The organism is Paraburkholderia youngii (assembly GCF_013366925.1).
GTDB classification, from domain to species: Bacteria; Pseudomonadota; Gammaproteobacteria; order Burkholderiales; family Burkholderiaceae; genus Paraburkholderia; species Paraburkholderia youngii.
Genome location: NZ_JAALDK010000001.1, coordinates 6,669,554 through 6,687,689, shown reverse-complemented (window position 1 = coordinate 6,687,689; position 18,136 = coordinate 6,669,554). Strand labels below are relative to the sequence as shown.

28 protein-coding genes are annotated in these 18,136 nt (G+C 59.2%); all 28 read right to left on the bottom strand.

What is annotated here, in order from left to right; all coding sequences use genetic code 11:
- Positions 1-19: 19 nt before the first annotated feature.
- Positions 20-238 carry a translation initiation factor IF-1 gene (gene infA / locus G5S42_RS30540; protein WP_004521905.1) on the bottom strand — a complete coding sequence of 73 codons (219 nt, stop codon included), beginning with the start codon at positions 236-238 and terminating at the stop codon, positions 20-22.
- Between the two features lie 8 nt (positions 239-246).
- Positions 247-1,593 carry a preprotein translocase subunit SecY gene (gene secY / locus G5S42_RS30535; RefSeq protein ID WP_013090753.1) on the bottom strand — a complete coding sequence of 449 codons (1,347 nt, stop codon included), beginning with the start codon at positions 1,591-1,593 and terminating at the stop codon, positions 247-249.
- A 46-nt stretch (positions 1,594-1,639) separates the two neighbouring features.
- Entirely contained in the window at positions 1,640-2,074 is a 435-nt protein-coding gene (rplO, locus tag G5S42_RS30530; RefSeq protein ID WP_018420156.1) for a 50S ribosomal protein L15, read from the bottom strand.
- Positions 2,075-2,103: 29 nt separating this feature from the next.
- The gene (gene rpmD / locus G5S42_RS30525; RefSeq protein WP_008923335.1) at positions 2,104-2,286 is read right to left on the bottom strand and encodes a 50S ribosomal protein L30; all 183 of its coding nucleotides are present in this window, start codon (positions 2,284-2,286) and stop codon (positions 2,104-2,106) included.
- Between the two features lie 11 nt (positions 2,287-2,297).
- Complete coding sequence (gene rpsE / locus G5S42_RS30520) at positions 2,298-2,816, bottom strand: 30S ribosomal protein S5 (protein ID WP_004197945.1); 519 nt, start codon at positions 2,814-2,816, stop codon at positions 2,298-2,300.
- Positions 2,817-2,830: 14 nt separating this feature from the next.
- Entirely contained in the window at positions 2,831-3,196 is a 366-nt protein-coding gene (gene rplR, locus G5S42_RS30515) for a 50S ribosomal protein L18 (RefSeq protein ID WP_008923336.1), read from the bottom strand.
- Positions 3,197-3,208: 12 nt separating this feature from the next.
- A complete protein-coding gene (rplF, locus tag G5S42_RS30510) occupies positions 3,209-3,739 on the bottom strand; it encodes a 50S ribosomal protein L6 (protein WP_176110100.1) in 531 nt (176 codons plus the stop codon).
- Positions 3,740-3,757: 18 nt separating this feature from the next.
- Positions 3,758-4,153 (bottom strand): 30S ribosomal protein S8, encoded by a 396-nt coding sequence (gene rpsH / locus G5S42_RS30505; RefSeq protein WP_006052216.1) that lies wholly within the window; start codon positions 4,151-4,153, stop codon positions 3,758-3,760.
- Positions 4,154-4,167: 14 nt separating this feature from the next.
- On the bottom strand, positions 4,168-4,473 hold the full coding sequence (rpsN, locus tag G5S42_RS30500; protein ID WP_090802162.1) for a 30S ribosomal protein S14: 306 nt from the start codon (positions 4,471-4,473) through the stop codon (positions 4,168-4,170).
- A gap of 7 nt (positions 4,474-4,480) precedes the next feature.
- Positions 4,481-5,020: a 50S ribosomal protein L5 gene (rplE, locus tag G5S42_RS30495; protein WP_176110099.1), complete on the bottom strand. Its 540-nt coding sequence runs from the start codon at positions 5,018-5,020 to the stop codon at positions 4,481-4,483.
- A 16-nt stretch (positions 5,021-5,036) separates the two neighbouring features.
- Positions 5,037-5,345 (bottom strand): 50S ribosomal protein L24, encoded by a 309-nt coding sequence (rplX, locus tag G5S42_RS30490; RefSeq protein ID WP_008923340.1) that lies wholly within the window; start codon positions 5,343-5,345, stop codon positions 5,037-5,039.
- A gap of 9 nt (positions 5,346-5,354) precedes the next feature.
- The gene (rplN, locus tag G5S42_RS30485; protein ID WP_006998478.1) at positions 5,355-5,723 is read right to left on the bottom strand and encodes a 50S ribosomal protein L14; all 369 of its coding nucleotides are present in this window, start codon (positions 5,721-5,723) and stop codon (positions 5,355-5,357) included.
- A gap of 290 nt (positions 5,724-6,013) precedes the next feature.
- Positions 6,014-6,286, bottom strand: a complete 273-nt coding sequence (gene rpsQ / locus G5S42_RS30480) for a 30S ribosomal protein S17 (RefSeq protein WP_007180129.1) — start codon at positions 6,284-6,286, stop codon at positions 6,014-6,016.
- Entirely contained in the window at positions 6,283-6,477 is a 195-nt protein-coding gene (rpmC, locus tag G5S42_RS30475) for a 50S ribosomal protein L29 (protein ID WP_007180130.1), read from the bottom strand. Before rpmC ends, rpsQ begins: the two co-directional genes overlap by 4 nt.
- 10 nt (positions 6,478-6,487) lie before the next feature.
- Positions 6,488-6,904: a 50S ribosomal protein L16 gene (gene rplP, locus G5S42_RS30470; protein WP_008923342.1), complete on the bottom strand. Its 417-nt coding sequence runs from the start codon at positions 6,902-6,904 to the stop codon at positions 6,488-6,490.
- 2 nt (positions 6,905-6,906) lie between these two features.
- Positions 6,907-7,713 carry a 30S ribosomal protein S3 gene (rpsC, locus tag G5S42_RS30465; protein ID WP_176110098.1) on the bottom strand — a complete coding sequence of 269 codons (807 nt, stop codon included), beginning with the start codon at positions 7,711-7,713 and terminating at the stop codon, positions 6,907-6,909.
- Between the two features lie 11 nt (positions 7,714-7,724).
- Positions 7,725-8,054 (bottom strand): 50S ribosomal protein L22, encoded by a 330-nt coding sequence (gene rplV / locus G5S42_RS30460; RefSeq protein ID WP_007730533.1) that lies wholly within the window; start codon positions 8,052-8,054, stop codon positions 7,725-7,727.
- A gap of 12 nt (positions 8,055-8,066) precedes the next feature.
- Complete coding sequence (gene rpsS, locus G5S42_RS30455; RefSeq protein WP_006998484.1) at positions 8,067-8,342, bottom strand: 30S ribosomal protein S19; 276 nt, start codon at positions 8,340-8,342, stop codon at positions 8,067-8,069.
- A 10-nt stretch (positions 8,343-8,352) separates the two neighbouring features.
- The gene (gene rplB, locus G5S42_RS30450; protein WP_008923344.1) at positions 8,353-9,180 is read right to left on the bottom strand and encodes a 50S ribosomal protein L2; all 828 of its coding nucleotides are present in this window, start codon (positions 9,178-9,180) and stop codon (positions 8,353-8,355) included.
- Between the two features lie 2 nt (positions 9,181-9,182).
- Entirely contained in the window at positions 9,183-9,497 is a 315-nt protein-coding gene (gene rplW / locus G5S42_RS30445; protein WP_008923345.1) for a 50S ribosomal protein L23, read from the bottom strand.
- Positions 9,494-10,114 carry a 50S ribosomal protein L4 gene (rplD, locus tag G5S42_RS30440; RefSeq protein ID WP_008923346.1) on the bottom strand — a complete coding sequence of 207 codons (621 nt, stop codon included), beginning with the start codon at positions 10,112-10,114 and terminating at the stop codon, positions 9,494-9,496. The genes rplW and rplD overlap by 4 nt, the downstream gene beginning before the upstream one ends.
- The gene (gene rplC / locus G5S42_RS30435) at positions 10,114-10,773 is read right to left on the bottom strand and encodes a 50S ribosomal protein L3 (protein ID WP_176110097.1); all 660 of its coding nucleotides are present in this window, start codon (positions 10,771-10,773) and stop codon (positions 10,114-10,116) included. Before rplC ends, rplD begins: the two co-directional genes overlap by 1 nt.
- Positions 10,774-10,972: 199 nt before the next feature.
- On the bottom strand, positions 10,973-11,284 hold the full coding sequence (gene rpsJ / locus G5S42_RS30430) for a 30S ribosomal protein S10 (RefSeq protein WP_006998489.1): 312 nt from the start codon (positions 11,282-11,284) through the stop codon (positions 10,973-10,975).
- 127 nt (positions 11,285-11,411) lie between these two features.
- A complete protein-coding gene (gene tuf / locus G5S42_RS30425; RefSeq protein ID WP_013090760.1) occupies positions 11,412-12,602 on the bottom strand; it encodes an elongation factor Tu in 1,191 nt (396 codons plus the stop codon).
- A gap of 48 nt (positions 12,603-12,650) precedes the next feature.
- Positions 12,651-14,753 carry an elongation factor G gene (gene fusA / locus G5S42_RS30420; protein WP_013090761.1) on the bottom strand — a complete coding sequence of 701 codons (2,103 nt, stop codon included), beginning with the start codon at positions 14,751-14,753 and terminating at the stop codon, positions 12,651-12,653.
- 133 nt (positions 14,754-14,886) lie between these two features.
- Positions 14,887-15,357, bottom strand: a complete 471-nt coding sequence (rpsG, locus tag G5S42_RS30415; protein WP_006053291.1) for a 30S ribosomal protein S7 — start codon at positions 15,355-15,357, stop codon at positions 14,887-14,889.
- Between the two features lie 181 nt (positions 15,358-15,538).
- The gene (gene rpsL, locus G5S42_RS30410; protein ID WP_006053290.1) at positions 15,539-15,919 is read right to left on the bottom strand and encodes a 30S ribosomal protein S12; all 381 of its coding nucleotides are present in this window, start codon (positions 15,917-15,919) and stop codon (positions 15,539-15,541) included.
- Positions 15,920-16,139: 220 nt separating this feature from the next.
- Entirely contained in the window at positions 16,140-17,987 is a 1,848-nt protein-coding gene (recQ, locus tag G5S42_RS30405) for a DNA helicase RecQ (protein WP_176110096.1), read from the bottom strand.
- Positions 17,988-18,136: the final 149 nt, after the last annotated feature.

Below are 18,136 nucleotides of genomic sequence, written 5' to 3'. Positions count from 1 at the left end.
ATATTACCCTTTTTTCAAATCACTTCGCCCGGAACACGATCCGCGCACGCGACAGATCGTAAGGCGTCAATTCAACCGTCACCTTGTCGCCCGGCAAGATTCGGATGTAGTGCATCCGCATCTTGCCGGATATGTGTCCCAACACGACATGGCCGTTTTCCAGCTTCACCCTGAAGGTAGCGTTAGGCAGGTTTTCAATTACTTCGCCCTGCATCTGGATCACATCGTCTTTGGCCATAAGTCCTTTCAACGCATCGGGACGCCGCCGCCTTTGAAATTAGCTTTCTTCAGCAGCGATTCATACTGTTGCGACATAACGTACGACTGCACCTGCGCCATGAAATCCATTGTGACGACGACAATGATCAGCAGCGACGTTCCACCAAAATAAAACGGCACGTTCCAGCGCAGCACCAGAAATTCGGGCAGCAGGCAAACGAACACGATGTAGATCGCACCGGCCAGCGTCAGACGCGTAAGGATGCGGTCGATATATCGCGCCGTCTGATCGCCCGGGCGGATGCCAGGGACGAAAGCGCCACTCTTTTTCAGGTTGTCGGCCGTTTCCCTGCTGTTGAACACCAGTGCGGTGTAGAAGAAGCAGAAGAAAACGATCGCCAACGCGTACAGCAACACGTACACGGGTTGACCGGGCTTCAGGGCTTCGGCCACATTGTGCAACGTGTCTGCGAACCAGCTGGTACGCGAACCCGAACTGAACCAGTTCAGGATAGTTGCCGGGAAGAGAATGATCGACGATGCGAAGATCGGCGGAATCACGCCCGACATGTTCAGCTTCAGCGGCAAATGCGAAGACTGGCCGCCGTAAATCTTGTTGCCTACCTGCCGCTTTGCGTAATTCACAAGGATCTTGCGCTGGCCGCGTTCGATGAACACCACCAGATACGTCACAGCAGCAATCAGCGCGACGACGATAATCGCCGAGATGATACTCATCGAGCCGGTTCGCACCAGTTCAAAGAGACCACCGATTGCGTTCGGGAAGCCCGCCGCAATACCGCCGAAAATGATGATCGAGATACCATTGCCGAGCCCGCGCTCCGTGATTTGCTCCCCCAGCCACATCAGGAACATCGTGCCGGTCACAAGCGTCACGACCGTCGTCAACCGGAAAACCATCCCCGGATCGATCACGAGGCCAGGCTGATTTTCCAGCGCCACGGCAATGCCGAACGCCTGAAATGTCGCCAGCACGACCGTAAAGATCCGCGTGTACTGCGTAATCTTCCGCTGACCTGCCTGCCCTTCCTTTTTCAGCGCTTCGAGTTGCGGCGAGACAATCGCCAGTAACTGCATGATGATCGACGCCGAAATGTACGGCATGATCCCCAACGCGAAAATGGTGAACCGCGAAAGTGCGCCACCCGAGAACATGTTAAACATGCCAAGGATGCCGCCCGACTGGCTTTGGAACAACTTCGCCAGTTGGTCCGGGTCGATACCCGGCACCGGAATATGCGCGCCGATGCGGTAGACGACCAGCGCCAGCAGCAGGAATACTGCTCGCCGACGCAGATCGCCAAACTTCGCCGCGCTGCGACCGGGTTTTGCGAGACTCGGGCTGTTAGCCAAGTACCTTCTCCGATGCAAATGCTAGTGACGGCAAATAACTTGCGCGTTACTCGGCAAACGAGCCACCAGCTGCTTCGATAGCAGCACGTGCGCTCTTCGTCGCACCCAGACCCTTCACAACGACCTTGCGCTTGAGCTCGCCGGTCGCGATGATCTTGGCGCTACGGATCAGCTCGCCGACCAGGCCGGCTTGTTTGAGAGCCAGCAGATCGATTTCGTCAACCGGCAGCTTCTCGAGATCCGAGAGACGCACTTCACCGACGAATTCCTTCGTCAGCGAGGTGAAGCCACGCTTCGGCAGGCGACGTTGCAGCGGCATTTGACCGCCTTCGAAGCCAACCTTGTGAAAGCCGCCCGAACGCGACTTCTGACCCTTGTGACCACGGCCAGCGGTCTTGCCGAGGCCGGAGCCGATGCCGCGACCAACGCGACGCTTTGCGTGCTTCGCGCCTTCAGCCGGCTTCAGGTTATTCAATTCCATTATCAACTCCTTGAGTCCTGGTCAGGCGCTTAGCTGATGACCTTAACGAGGTACGAAACCTTGTTGATCATGCCGCGCACAGCCGGCGTATCCTGCAACTCGCTAACCGAGTTGAGTCGGCGCAGGCCCAAGCCACGCACCGTTGCGCGGTGCGATTCACGGGTGCCGATCAGGCTCTTGACGAGCTGGACCTTGACAGTTTTATCAGACATGGTGTCCACCTTTAGCCCAGAATTTCTTCGACGGACTTACCGCGCTTCGCAGCGATGTCGGCCGGCGTGGACTGCTTGCGCAGGCCGTCGAGCGTCGCACGAACGAGGTTATACGGGTTCGTCGAACCGTGGCTCTTGGCCACGACGTTCTGCACGCCCATCACGTCGAACACTGCGCGCATCGGACCGCCAGCGATCACGCCGGTACCGTCCTTCGCCGGAGCGAGGAGAACCGTTGATGCGCCGTGCTTACCATGCACTTCGTGTTGCAGGGTACCGTTCTTCAGCGGCACCTTGAACATGTTGCGGCGAGCCTGTTCCATCGCCTTCTGGACAGCGACCGGCACTTCCTTCGCCTTGCCCTTGCCCATACCGACGCGGCCATCACCGTCGCCAACCACGGTCAGTGCGGCGAAGCCGAGAATACGGCCACCCTTCACGACCTTGGTCACGCGGTTGACCGAGATCATCTTTTCACGAAGGCCGTCGTCGCGTTCGTCAGCCTGAACTTTAGCTTGCATCTTTGCCATGACGAATTCTTCCCTTAGAACTTGAGTCCGGCTTCGCGCGCCGCATCAGCCAGCGCTTTCACGCGGCCGTGGTAACGGAAACCCGAACGGTCGAAGGCGACGGATTCGATGCCGGCAGCCTTAGCCTTTTCTGCAATGCGCTTGCCGATCAGGGTTGCAGCAGCAACGTTGCCGCCCTTGCCCGATTGATCGGCCAGTTGCGCACGCACTTCGGCTTCGAGCGTCGACGCGCTGGCGAGCACCTTGGTGCCGCACGGCGAGAACACTTGCGCATAGATGTGCGTGTTCGTGCGATGCACGGCGAGACGCGCGACCTGCAGCTCAGCGATCTTGATACGCGTCTGACGAGCGCGGCGCAGGCGAGATTGAGTCTTATCCATGATTGCGCACCCTTACTTCTTCTTCGTTTCTTTGAGGATCACAACCTCATCGGCGTAACGCACGCCCTTGCCCTTATAGGGCTCCGGCGGACGGTAGCCGCGCACTTCTGCAGCGACTTGACCGACTTGTTGCTTGTTGATCCCCTTGATCACGATTTCGGTTTGCGACGGGGTTTCTGCCTTGACGCCAGCCGGCATCTGGTGCACCACCGGGTGCGAGAAACCCAACGACAAGTTCAGCTTGTCGCCTTGCGCCTGTGCGCGATAACCGACGCCAACCAGCGTCAGCTTGCGCTCGAAACCCTTCGTCACGCCGTACACCATATTCGCAACCAGTGCGCGCATGGTGCCCGACATCGCATTCGCTTCGCGGCTTCCGTCGACCGGCTCGAACTTCAGCGTGCCGTTGTCGTTAACCACCTTCACGAGACTGTTGGCAGCCTGCGAAATCGTACCCAGCGGACCCTTGACAGTAATGCTGTCGGCGCTCAGGGCCACTTCCGCGCCTTGCAGCGCGATCGGGCTCTTACCTACTCGAGACATGTTTCTCTCCTTTCGGCCTTAAGCGACGTAGCAGATGACTTCGCCGCCAACGCCCGTTGCACGTGCCTTGCGATCCGTCATCACGCCCTTGGGCGTCGACACGATTGCCACGCCGAGGCCATTCATGACCACGGGGATGTCGTTACGGCCGCGGTACACACGCAGACCAGGCTTCGAGACGCGTTCGATGCGCTCGATGACCGGGCGGCCAGCGTAATACTTCAACACGATGTTCAATTCCGACTTCGCACCTTCGGACTTCACTGCGAAATCATCGATATAACCTTCGTCCTTCAGGACCTGCGCAATCGCAACCTTGACTTTCGACGAGGGCATAGTCACCGAAACCTTCTCGACCATCTGCGCATTGCGGATGCGAGTCAGCATATCGGCGATAGGATCACTCATGCTCATTTATGTTTCTCCTATTACCAGCTCGCCTTGGTCAGGCCAGGGATCTCGCCGCGGAACGCGATTTCACGAATCTTGTTACGCGCCAGGCCGAATTTACGGAACGTCCCGCGCGGACGACCGGTAATTGCGCAACGGTTGCGCTTACGGGTCGGGTTAGAGTTGCGCGGCAGTTGCTGCAGTTCCAGACGTGCTGCGTAATGCTCTTCTTCCGACTTGCTCGTGTCGCCAATGATTGCCTTCAGTGCAGCACGCTTGGGAGCGTACTTGGCGGCGAGGCGAGCACGCTTCTTTTCACGTTCGATCAGTGCCAGTTTAGCCACGGTAACCTCAGTTTCTGAACGGGAACTTGAAGCCGGCGAGCAGAGCCTTTGCTTCGTCGTCAGTCTTCGCAGTCGTCGTGATGCTGATGTTCAGCCCACGCAGTGCGTCGATCTTGTCGTAATCGATTTCGGGGAAAATGATCTGCTCTTTCACACCGATGTTGTAGTTGCCGCGACCATCAAACGCCTTACCCGACACGCCACGGAAGTCGCGCACACGGGGGAGCGCAACCGTCACGAAACGGTCGAGGAATTCGTACATTGCCTGGCCACGCAGCGTGACCATGGCGCCGATCGGATAGCCCTGACGGATCTTGAAGCCAGCAATTGCCTTGCGCGCCTTCGTGATCACCGGCTTCTGACCTGCGATCTTCGTCAGATCGCCAACCGCGTTTTCGATGATCTTCTTGTCAGCGACGGCTTCGCCAAGACCCATATTCAGGGTGATCTTGGTGATGCGCGGCACTTCCATCACGGACTTGTAACCGAACTTCTCGATGAGGCCGGGTACAACCTTTTCTTTGTAAAACTCTTGCAAACGAGCCATTTTTTACTCCGCAGCGTCAGGCGCTCAGCACGGCACCGGTCGTCTTCAGGAAACGGACCTTCTTGTCTCCTTCGACCTTGATGCCTACACGCGATGGCTTGCCATTCGCGTCGACCAATGCGACGTTCGAAATTTGCAGCGGCATCGTCTTGGCTTCCACGCCGCCCGTCGTACCCTTCATCGGGTTCGGCTTGACGTGCTTCTTGACGAGATTGATGCCCTCGACGGTCACGGTCTCGCCGTGAACGGCCAGCACAACGCCACGCTTGCCCTTATCTTTGCCGGTGATGACGATAACTTCGTCACCCTTGCGAATCTTGTTCATCGCGACTCCTTACAGCACTTCAGGCGCCAGCGAAACGATCTTCATGAATCGTTCGCTACGCAACTCGCGCGTGACTGGCCCGAAAATACGGGTGCCGATCGGTTCGAGCTTGGTGTTGAGCAACACAGCCGCGTTGCCGTCGAACTTGATCAGCGAGCCGTCCTGGCGGCGCACGCCCTTGGCGGTGCGAACCACCACGGCGTTGTAGATTTCGCCTTTCTTCACGCGCCCGCGCGGCGTTGCCTCTTTGACGGTCACCTTGATGATGTCGCCAATGCTGGCATAACGACGCTTCGAGCCGCCGAGCACCTTGATGCACATGACTTCACGTGCACCCGTGTTGTCGGCCACTTCAAGCCGAGTTTCGGTCTGGATCATGGTTTATCTTTCCCAACTTAATCCGGTCACACCACCATGGTGCTTCCCGGTCAGTCTTGGTCCCGTCAGCCGATCGGCTGCTTGGGTTAGAACAGCAGCGACGGCAAACGAAACCCGCCATCGCAATCCGGTGAATCCTTCGGCACAGGCTGGCGCCCGGACCGCTTCCCCCACCAACTTCGCCCGCGACGGGGCTCCCATAAAGAGGGAAGACCGAGATTATATCAAATAATCCCGGTCTTGCAAGCGAAACTTACTGCGATTTCAACTACTTCTACTGCTTTGCGACATCAGATGACGCGAGCAGCCTCGACCAGGCGAGCCACAACCCAAGCCTTCGTCTTCGAAATCGGACGAGTTTCCTGGATTTCAACGAGGTCGCCCTCGTTGTACGTGTTCGCGTCGTCATGCGCGTGGTACTTCTTCGAACGCACGACGTACTTGCCGTAGATCGGGTGCTTCACGCGGTGCTCGACCAGCACGGTAACCGTCTTGTCCATCTTGTTGCTGACGACCTTGCCGACCAGCGTCCGCTTGAGCGAGGTTTTTACGCTATCGTTCATTTCTGGTTCGCCTTCTCAGTCAGGACGGTCCGCACACGTGCGATGTCGCGACGAACCTTCTTCAGCTGGCTCGTGTTCGTGAGCTGCTGGGTCGCGAGTTGCATGCGCAGGCCGAATTGCGCCTTCAACAGGTCCGACAGCTCCTTGTTGAGCGCGGCCTGATCTTTCTGGTGAAGTTCGGAAGCCTTCATCATTTGCTCCTTAGGCGCCGAGCTGACGCACGATAAACGTCGTCTTCAGCGGCAGCTTCGCTGCAGCCAGACGGAACGCTTCGCGCGCCAGTTCTTCGGTTACGCCGTCCATTTCGTACAGCATCTTGCCCGGTTGAATCTCAGCGACGTAGTACTCTGGGTTACCCTTACCGTTACCCATACGAACTTCCGCCGGCTTGGTCGAGATCGGCTTGTCCGGGAAGATCCGGATCCAGATGCGGCCACCGCGCTTGATGTGACGCGTCATTGCACGACGCGCCGCTTCAATCTGGCGCGCGGTCAGACGGCCACGACCGACAGCCTTCAGGCCGAACTCACCGAACGACACCGCGTTGCCGCGGGTAGCAACGCCGGTGTTACGACCTTTCTGCTCTTTGCGATACTTTCTGCGTTTCGGTTGCAGCATCGTTATTCTCCAGTCTTCCCGTCGCCGCCGGTACCGCCAGCACGACGAGGAGCGCCACGGCGTGCACCTGCCGGGCCACCACCTTCACCATCACGACGCGGACGGCGATCGCCACCCGGACGTGCGTTGCGGCGCGGACGTTTTTCTTCGGCGACTTCTTCGACCACCGGTGCGTCATTGCGGCCGAGCGTATCGCCCTTATAGACCCACACCTTCACGCCGATGATGCCGTACGTCGTCTTTGCTTCCGACGTTGCGTAGTCGATATCTGCACGCAGCGTGTGAAGCGGCACGCGACCTTCGCGGTACCATTCCGTGCGAGCGATTTCGATACCGTTCAGACGGCCTGCGCTCATGATCTTGATGCCTTGAGCACCCAGACGCATCGCGTTCTGCATCGCACGCTTCATCGCGCGACGGAACATGATCCGACGCTCGAGCTGCTGCGTGATCGAATCAGCGATCAGTTGCGCGTCGGTTTCCGGCTTGCGAATTTCTTCGATGTTGACGTGAACCGGAACGCCCATGCGCTTTTGCAGCTCGGACTTCAGCAGTTCGATGTCTTCACCCTTCTTACCGATCACGACACCCGGACGCGAGCTGAAAATCGTGATACGCGCGTTCTTTGCAGGACGCTCGATCACAACGCGGCCGACGGACGCGTTTTTCAGCTTCTTCTTCAGGTACTCACGAACACCGATGTCTTCCTGCAACATCGCCGCGAAATTGTTGTTGTTCGCGTACCAACGCGAAGCCCAATTGCGGCTGACGGCCAAACGGAAGCCAGTCGGATGAATTTTCTGTCCCATCGTATGACCCCTTAATTCCCGACCGTCACAGTGATGTGACAGGATTGCTTCTCGATGCGGTTACCACGGCCCTTGGCGCGCGCGGTAAAACGCTTCAGCGATGCTGCCTTGTCGACGTAGATGCTCGTGATCTTGAGCTCGTCGATATCGGCACCTTCGTTGTGCTCCGCATTCGCGATCGCCGACAGCACGACCTTCTTCACGATTCCCGCAGCCTTCTTCGGCGAGAACGTCAGAACGTTCAGCGCCTTGTCGACCGGCAAACCGCGGATCTGGTCAGCCACAAGGCGCGTTTTTTGCGCCGAGATGCGGGCACCGCGATGAATTGCTTTCACTTCCATCTTGATTGCCCCTTATTTCTTGGCCTTCTTGTCGGCCGCGTGACCCTTGAACGTACGGGTCAGTGCGAACTCGCCAAGCTTGTGGCCGACCATGTTTTCCGTGACATACACCGGAACGTGTTGACGGCCGTTGTGAACGGCGATCGTCAGACCGATGAAGTCCGGCAGGATCGTCGAGCGACGCGACCAGGTCTTGATCGGTTTCTTGTCACGCGATGCTGCAGCCGCCTCAACCTTCTTCAGCAAATGGGCGTCGCAGAACGGACCTTTCTTAATAGAACGTGCCATTGCCTACTCCTTAACGCTTGTGACGGCGCTGGACGATCATGCTCGTCGTGCGCTTGTTGCTGCGGGTGCGATAGCCCTTCGTCGGCGTGCCCCACGGGCTCACCGGATCGCGGCCTGCCGCAGTCTTGCCTTCGCCACCACCGTGCGGGTGGTCGACCGGGTTCATTGCAACGCCACGCACCGTCGGGCGAATGCCGCGCCAGCGGTTCGCGCCCGCCTTACCGATTTGACGGAGGCTGTGCTCTTCGTTGCCCACTTCTCCGATCGTCGCGCGACATTCAACGTGCACGCGGCGGATTTCGCCCGAACGCAGACGAACCTGCGCGTAGACGCCTTCGCGAGCAAGCAGCATCGCCGACGTGCCAGCCGAACGCGCCATTTGCGCGCCCTTGCCCGGCAGCATTTCGATGCAGTGAATCGTCGTACCGACCGGAATGTTGCGGATCGGCAACGTGTTACCTGCGCGGATCGGCGCTTCCGAACCCGACATCAGTTGCTGACCGACGGTGACACCCTTCGGAGCGATGATGTAGCGGCGCTCGCCGTCTGCGTACAGAACCAGCGCGATGTTCGCGCTACGGTTCGGGTCGTACTCAAGACGTTCGACCTTTGCCGGAATACCATCCTTCGTGCGACGGAAGTCGACGACACGATAGTGATGCTTGTGACCACCGCCCTTGTGACGCGTAGTGATGTGACCGTTGTTGTTACGGCCGGCGGTCGACGACTGTGTGTCGAGCAGTGCCGCAAACGGCTTGCCCTTGTGCAGTTCTTTGTTGACCACCTTGACCATCGCGCGGCGGCCCGGCGAAGTCGGCTTAACTTTCACGATTGCCATGATTACTTGGCCTCCGCTTCAAAGTTGATTTCCTGGCCGGGCTTCAGGCAGACGTACGCCTTCTTCACGTCTTTGCGCTTGCCCATGAAGCGGCCAAAGCGCTTGGCTTTGCCCTTCGCGACCAGCACGTTGACGGAGTCGACTTCCACCTTGAACAGCAGCTCGACTGCAGCTTTCACTTCCTGCTTCGTAGCATCCGGCGCGACTTCGAACACAACCTGCTCGTTCTTGTCGGCAACCAGCGTCGCCTTTTCGGAGACCACCGGCGCGAGCAGGACCTGCATCAAACGATGATCGTTCTTGCGAATCTCGCTCATGACAGCAACTCCTCGATCTGGGCGACCGCAGCCTTCGTGATCAGGACTTTCTTGAAGTAGATCAGCGACAGCGGGTCGGCGTAACGCGGCTCGACAACCGCCACGTGGGCGAGATTGCGCGACGCGAGGTACAGGTTTTCGTCAACCGTGTCGGTAATCACCAGCACGGAGTCGAGACCCATCGCCTTGAATTTTTCGGCCAGCAGCTTCGTCTTCGGCGCCTCGAGCGTCAGCTCGTCGACCACCGAGATGCGGCCTTCGCGGGCCAGCTGCGAGAAGATCGAGCAGAGACCTGCGCGATGCATCTTCTTGTTGACCTTGTGCGAAAAGTTTTCTTCCGGCGAATTCGGGAAGATGCGGCCACCGCCGCGCCACAGCGGGCTCGACGACATACCGGCGCGGGCGCGGCCTGTACCCTTCTGGCGCCACGGCTTCTTGGTCGTGTGCTTGACCTGCTCACGATCCTTCTGCGCGCGGTTGCCGCTACGAGCGTTCGCCTGGTACGCAACCACCACCTGGTGAATCAGGGCTTCGTTATAATCGCGGCCGAACACGACGTCCGACGCGCTAACGCCTGCACCTTCCTGACCATTGGCATTCAGGAGCTTAAGTTCCATTATTTCGCTCCTTTCACGGCACGCGTCTTCACGGCCGGCGTAACGAATACCTTGCCACCCTTCGCACCCGGAACGGCGCCCTTGACCAACAGCAGCTTGCGGTCAGCGTCGATACGAGCGATTTCGAGGTTTTGCACCGTTACCTTCTCGTCACCCATGTGACCAGTCATGCGCTTACCCGGGAAAACACGACCCGGATCCTGCGCCATACCGATCGAGCCCGGCACGTTGTGCGAGCGCGAGTTACCGTGCGAGGCACGGCCCGACGAGAAGTTGTAACGCTTGATGGTACCGGCGTAGCCCTTACCGATCGACACGCCTTGCACGTCGACCTTCTGGCCCACTTCGAACAGCTCGGGACCAACCACGGTGCCGTTCGACAACTCGGCGGCCTTGGCGGGGTCGATCTGAAATTCTTTGAGGATTTCACCGGCTTGAACGCCGGCTTTGGCGAGATGACCTGCCAACGGCTTCGTCACGCGCGATGCGCGGCGCGTACCGAAGGTAACCTGCACGGCCGTGTAGCCGTCGGTTTCAACAGTCTTGATCTGCGTCACGCGGTTGTCGGACACGTCCAGCACGGTGACGGGAATCGAATCCCCCTCAGCCGTGAAGATACGGGTCATGCCAACCTTGCGACCTACGAGTCCAAGGCTCATCGTTTTCTCCATTCCCGACTGCGATTGGTCAGGGCTAATTTACAAAATGTCGGCGCCGTTTCGGGCATGAGACCATGCTGCAGCACACCGACTTTTTACGCAAATGCGCGAAAAGCTCACTAGTATAGCGAGCCTTTTCGTTTTCCGCAAGCAATCAAAGACTTAGCGCTGCCCGGATCGCCGGACAAGGGCTGAAGCCTTATTGCAGCTTGATTTCAACGTCGACGCCAGCCGGCAAATCGAGCTTCATAAGCGCATCAACGGTCTTGTCCGTCGGGTCGACGATGTCCATCAGACGCTGGTGCGTGCGGATTTCGAGCTGATCGCGCGACGTCTTGTTGACGTGCGGCGAACGCAAAATGTCGAAGCGTTGAATGCGGGTCGGCAGGGGCACCGGGCCACGAACGATTGCGCCAGTCCGCTTTGCCGTGTCGACGATTTCAGCTGCCGATTGATCGATCAGGCGATAGTCGAAAGCCTTCAGGCGGATGCGGATTTTCTGGTTCTGCATGACAAATTCCTTGGAAAGAGCGAGGCGATATTGCACCGCCGAGTAGAAAAAGAACGTAGGCTCGGGCGCTTGCGGAGAGCGAGCGCCCGAGCCGGGGCGCTACATACTGCTACAGCAATCGGCGATTTTACTCGATGATCTTTGCGACGACACCAGCGCCGACCGTACGGCCACCTTCGCGGATTGCGAAGCGGAGGCCTTCTTCCATCGCGATCGGGTTGATCAGCTTCACCGTAATCGACACGTTGTCGCCCGGCATCACCATTTCCTTGTCCTTCGGCAGCTCGATCGAGCCCGTCACGTCCGTCGTACGGAAGTAGAACTGCGGACGGTAGTTGTTGAAGAACGGCGTGTGACGGCCGCCTTCGTCCTTGCTCAGCACGTACACTTCAGCCGTGAAGTGCGTGTGCGGGTTGATCGAACCCGGCTTGGCCAGAACCTGGCCACGCTCCACGTCTTCACGCTTCGTGCCGCGCAGCAGGATACCAACGTTGTCGCCAGCCTGACCCTGATCGAGCAGCTTGCGGAACATTTCCACGCCCGTGCAGGTCGTCTTGGCCGTTGCACGGATACCGACGATCTCGATTTCCTCGCCGACCTTGATCACGCCACGCTCGACGCGGCCCGTCACCACCGTGCCACGACCCGAGATCGAGAACACGTCTTCCACCGGCATCAGGAACGAACCGTCAACCGCGCGCTCCGGCGTCGGGATGTACGTGTCCAGCGCGTCGGCCAGGTTCATGATCGCCACTTCGCCCAGCTCGCCCTTGTCGCCTTCCAGCGCGAGCTTGGCCGAACCCTTGATGATCGGCGTGTCGTCGCCCGGGAAGTCGTACTTCGACAGAAGTTCGCGAACTTCCATCTCGACGAGCTCCAGCAGCTCAGCGTCGTCCACCATGTCGCACTTGTTCAGGAACACGATGATGTACGGAACGCCAACCTGACGCGCCAGCAGGATGTGCTCACGCGTTTGCGGCATCGGGCCGTCAGCAGCCGAGCACACCAGGATCGCGCCGTCCATCTGCGCCGCACCCGTGATCATGTTCTTCACGTAGTCAGCATGGCCCGGGCAGTCAACGTGTGCGTAGTGGCGGTTAGCCGTTTCGTACTCGACGTGCGCGGTGTTGATGGTAATGCCGCGCGCCTTTTCTTCCGGCGCCGCGTCGATCTGGTCGTACGCCTTCGCTTCGCCGCCAAACTTCTGCGTCAGAACCGTCGTGATCGCTGCCGTCAGCGTGGTCTTGCCGTGGTCAACGTGACCGATCGTGCCCACGTTCACGTGCGGCTTGGTCCGTTCGAATTTACCTTTAGCCATGTTTCTCTTCTTTCAGTAAGTTAATCGTTGAATGACTTTGCCGCGCGATTACTTCGACTTCGCGTTGATGATCGCTTCCGACACGTTGCGCGGAGCTTCAGCGTAGTGCTTGAACTCCATCGTGTACGTTGCACGACCCTGCGTCAGCGAACGCAGCGACGTCGAGTAGCCGAACATTTCCGACAGCGGTACTTCGGCGCGAACGATCTTGCCGCCACCAACCATGTCTTCCATGCCCTGGACGATACCGCGACGGCCCGACAGGTCGCCCATCACGTTGCCCATGTAATCTTCCGGCGTTTCGACTTCCACAGCCATCATCGGTTCGAGGATGACCGGGCTTGCCTTACGCATTGCTTCCTTGAACGCCATCGAACCGGCCATGCGGAACGCATTTTCGTTCGAGTCAACGTCGTGGTACGAACCGAACGTCAGGTGAACCTTCACGTCAACGACCGGGAAGCCCGCCAGCACACCAGCCTTCAGCGTTTCCTGGATACCCTTGTCGACTGCCGGAATGTATTCACGCGGAATCACGCCGCCCTTGATCTCGTCGAGGAACTCGTAACCCTTGCCTTGTTCGTTCGGCTCGAGCGTGATGACTGCGTGACCGTACTGACCGCGGCCGCCCGACTGCTTGACGAACTTGCCGTCAACGTCAGCCGCCGTGCTGCGGATCGTTTCGCGGTAAGCCACCTGCGGCTTGCCGACGGTCGCTTCCACGCCGAATTCACGCTTCATCCGGTCGACCAGAATTTCGAGGTGCAGTTCGCCCATACCCGAAATGATCGTTTGACCCGATTCTTCGTCCGTCTGAACGCGGAACGACGGATCTTCCTGGGCCAGGCGGTTCAGTGCCAGACCCATCTTTTCCTGGTCAGCCTTGGTCTTCGGCTCGACAGCCTGCGAAATTACCGGCTCCGGGAAAATCATGCGTTCGAGCACGATCGGGTTCTGCGGATCGCACAGCGTGTCGCCCGTGGTCGCCTCTTTCAGGCCGACCGCGGCAGCGATGTCGCCGGCGCGCACTTCCTTGATTTCTTCGCGCTGATTCGCGTGCATCTGCAGAATACGACCCAGACGTTCCTTCTTGTCCTTTGTCGCGTTCAGCACCGTGTCGCCCGAATTGACGACACCCGAGTACACACGGAAGAAGATCAGTTGGCCGACGAACGGGTCGGTCATGATCTTGAATGCCAGTGCCGAGAACTTTTCGTCGTCGGCCGCGCGGCGCTCAGCCTTTTCACCGTTTTCCAGTTCGCCGGTAACCGGCGGAATGTCGATCGGCGACGGCAGGAAGTCGAGCACGGCGTCCAGCATGCGCTGCACACCCTTGTTCTTGAATGCGGTGCCGCACAGCATCGGCTGGATTTCGCAAGCGATCGTACGGTCGCGCAGACCCTTGATGATTTCCTCTTCGGTCAGCTCGCCCGACTCGAGGTACTTGTTCATCATGTCTTCGTTCGCTTCAGCCGCGGCCTCGACCATCTTTTCACGCCATTCGTTGCACGTGTCGACGAGTTCTGCCGGGATGTCTTCGTACGAGAACTTGGTGCCTTGGGACGCGTCGTCCCAAATGATCGCCTTCATCTTCATCAGATCGACGACGCCCGTGAAGTTCTCTTCCGCGCCAATAGGCACGACGACCGGAACCGGGTTCGCCTTAAGACGCAGCTTGAGCTGGTCGTAGACCTTGAAGAAGTTCGCGCCGGTACGGTCCATCTTGTTGATGAACGCAAGACGGGGAACCTTGTACTTGTTAGCTTGACGCCACACGGTTTCCGACTGGGGCTGCACACCGCCCACAGCGCAGTACACCATGCACGCGCCATCGAGCACGCGCATCGAGCGCTCGACTTCGATCGTGAAGTCGACGTGACCCGGGGTGTCGATGATGTTGATGCGGTGCTCGGCGCGGTCGCCCGCCATGCCCTTCCAGAATGCCGTGGTAGCAGCGGAAGTAATCGTGATGCCGCGTTCCTGTTCCTGCTCCATCCAGTCCATGGTTGCAGCGCCGTCGTGAACTTCACCAATCTTGTGGTTCACGCCCGTGTAGAACAGAATGCGCTCGGTCGTCGTCGTTTTGCCGGCGTCGATGTGAGCGCTAATACCGATGTTACGGTAGCGCTCGATAGGAGTCTTGCGAGCCACTTTGATCCTCTATTGGGATGGCGCGATGCGAGAGATACCCATCGCGCTGTAACACAAACGGGCGAGGCGCCCTTGAAGCGCACCCGCCCGGAATTTCTTTCCGTTTTTCCACTAAACCCGGGGTCGGGAAAGCTTAGAAACGGAAGTGCGAGAACGCCTTGTTGGCTTCTGCCATCCGGTGAACTTCGTCGCGCTTCTTCATCGCGCCGCCACGGCCTTCGGCCGCTTCGGAGAGTTCACCTGCCAGACGCAGGGCCATCGACTTCTCGCTGCGCTTCTTCGCGGCTTCACGCAGCCAACGCATCGCCAATGCCATACGACGCGACGGGCGCACTTCGACCGGAACCTGATAGTTCGCACCACCAACGCGGCGGCTCTTCACTTCGACCACCGGCTTGACGTTGTTGAGCGCCACCGTGAACACCTCCAGCGGGTCCTTGCCACCCTTGGTCTGGATCTGTTCGAAAGCGCCGTACACGATACGCTCGGCAACCGACTTCTTGCCGGAGAGCATCAGGACGTTCATGAATTTTGCTACATCAACGTTGCCGAACTTCGGATCCGGCAACACTTCCCGCTTGGGGACTTCGCGACGACGCGGCATGTTTCTTCCTTTACCTTTTCAGTTGGAGCTGATTGCAGCCCCGCGGCCACCAACTAACCCGATTCATCCGTAAGACTAACCAGCCTGGTCGGGTGACCACTTACTCGATAGCACCGGCGATTCCGGCACCATCGCTATTACCGCCTTTGCAGGCGACCTGAAACTACGATTGACCGACTAATTACTTGCCAGCCTTGGCACGCTTCGCACCGTACTTCGAGCGAGCCTGCTTACGATCCTTGACGCCCTGGGTATCCAACGAGCCGCGAACCATGTGGTAACGCACACCCGGCAAGTCCTTCACACGGCCGCCGCGAATCAGCACGACCGAGTGTTCCTGCAGGTTGTGGCCTTCACCACCGATATACGAAATGACTTCGAAGCCATTCGTCAGGCGAACTTTGGCGACCTTACGGAGTGCAGAGTTCGGCTTCTTCGGCGTCGTGGTGTACACACGGGTGCACACGCCGCGACGCTGGGGGCAGTCCTGCAAGGCCGGGCTCTTGCTCTTCGTCGTTTCCGACGTGCGGCCTTTGCGAACCAGTTGATTGATGGTTGGCATTGTTTATTCCTGAAATTGAACAAAATCGACGCATCTGTTTCCAGGCAAAGCGGAAACGCCTGCGCATCGAACTTCCGGTTGGCCGACCTACGCACGAACTGAAGCCGCGCGCACGCATCCCAAGAACCGGAACCTAGCATAATATTCCGAAAATACTAAGGGAGTCAACAGGTTGCGATGTTTCGCATCCCTGTCAATCCGGCGAAACAGCCAGATGAGGTCAGTCGGCCGCTACGACGTTTAGCAATTCGTAACCGAAACGGTCAAGTTTACGGGCGCCCATGCCAGGAATCCCACGCAGATCCTCGATCGAATCCGGGCCGAGACGGGCGATTTCCGCAAGCGTCGCGTCGTGGAAAATCACATAAGCCGGCACGCCGTCGCTCTTCGCGGTTTCGGTGCGCCACATGCGTAGACGCTCCCAGCGGGCGCGCTCGCGAGGGCCCATGCCGATGGTCGGATCGGCGCGTTCGCTCGTACGCCCCGCCGATTGACGCGTGCGTGTGGGCTTGACGTAGCGCCGCATCGTCACCTTCTGCTCGCCCTTTAGCACCGGCTTGCTCGCCTCCGTGAGCACGAGCGAACCGAAGCCCTCGTGGTCGACCGTCAGGTAGCCGAATGCGACTAGCTGACGGAAGATCGCGCGCCACTCCGGCTCACCGAGCGCTGCGCCAATACCAAACGTGGTCAGCTTCTCGTGCCCGCGCTGCAGGATTTTCTCGCTGCGGTTGCCGCGCAAAATATCGATCAGGTGTCCGGCGCCAAAATGAAAGCCGCTCGCGCGCTGCGCGCGAAACACGCATGACAGGGCCATCTGAGCCTCGCGCGTCGCATCCCATGTCGGGGGCGGCTCGAGGCAGTTGTCGCAGTTGCCGCACGGTTGGCTCGTTTCGCCGAAGTACGCGAGCAGGCGCACCCGTCGGCAGGTCGCGGTTTCGCACAAACCGAGCAGCGCATCGAGCTTGCCGGTCTGGACGCGCTTGTGGGCGTCATCGGCTTCGGATTCGTCGATCATCTTGCGCTGCTGCACGACGTCGCCGAGCCCGTAGGCCATCCACGCGTTCGACGGCAGCCCGTCCCGGCCCGCGCGGCCGGTCTCCTGGTAGTACCCTTCGACGCTCTTTGGCAAATCCAGATGGGCGACGAACCGCACGTCGGGTTTGTCGATGCCCATGCCGAACGCGATCGTCGCGCACATCACGATGCCTTCCTCGCGCTGGAACATTTCCTGATGCTTCTGGCGCACTTCGAATTCCATGCCGGCGTGGTATGGCAGCGCGCGCATGCCCTTTTCCTTCAGCCACTCGGCGGTCTCCTCGACCTTGCGGCGCGACAGGCAATAGACGACGCCCGCGTCGGTCGTACCGTCGGCCTTCGTATGCTCGGCGCGGATGAAGTCGAGCAGTTGCGTGCGTGCGTTGTCTTTTTCGGCAATGCGATAGCGAATGTTCGGCCGATCGAAACTCGACACGAACACGCGCGCATCCTCGAGCGCGAGACGGTGGATGATTTCGTCGCGCGTGATCGCGTCGGCGGTCGCCGTCAGCGCAATGCGCGGCACATTCGGAAAGCGCTCGTGCAGCACCGACAGCTGGATATATTCGGGCCGGAAATCGTGTCCCCATTGCGACACACAGTGCGCTTCGTCGATCGCGAAAAGACCGATGCGCGTGCGCTCGAGCAGTTCCTGGAAGCGCGACGTCATCAGCCGCTCCGGTGCGACGTAGAGCAGATCGATGTCGCCGTCGCGAAGCGCCCGCTCGGTGGCCATCGCCTCCGCGCTCGACAGCGTCGAGTTCAGGTACGCGGCCCGCACGCCGACTTCGGTCAACGCGGCCACCTGATCCTGCATCAACGCAATCAGCGGGGACACCACGATGCCGGTGCCAAAGCCGTGTTCGCGCCGCACCAGCGACGGAATCTGATAGCACAGCGATTTGCCGCCGCCCGTCGGCATCAGCACGAGGCAATCGCCGCCATCGGCGACATGCTCGACAATTTCGCCCTGCTGCCCTCTGAACGCGGGATAACCAAAGACTTCGTTGAGGATTTCGAGCGGACGGGACATGTATTTGACAGAGACGGCGAAGGGAACGGCACGCAGGCGGTGAGACGAATTTTACCAACGCATTCGCGCCGCGCCCGCGCTTTGCGACAACCTTGGCCATCCGGCCTAGGGATGCGCCGGCGCATGGCACCGATGCACGTGCAAAAAAT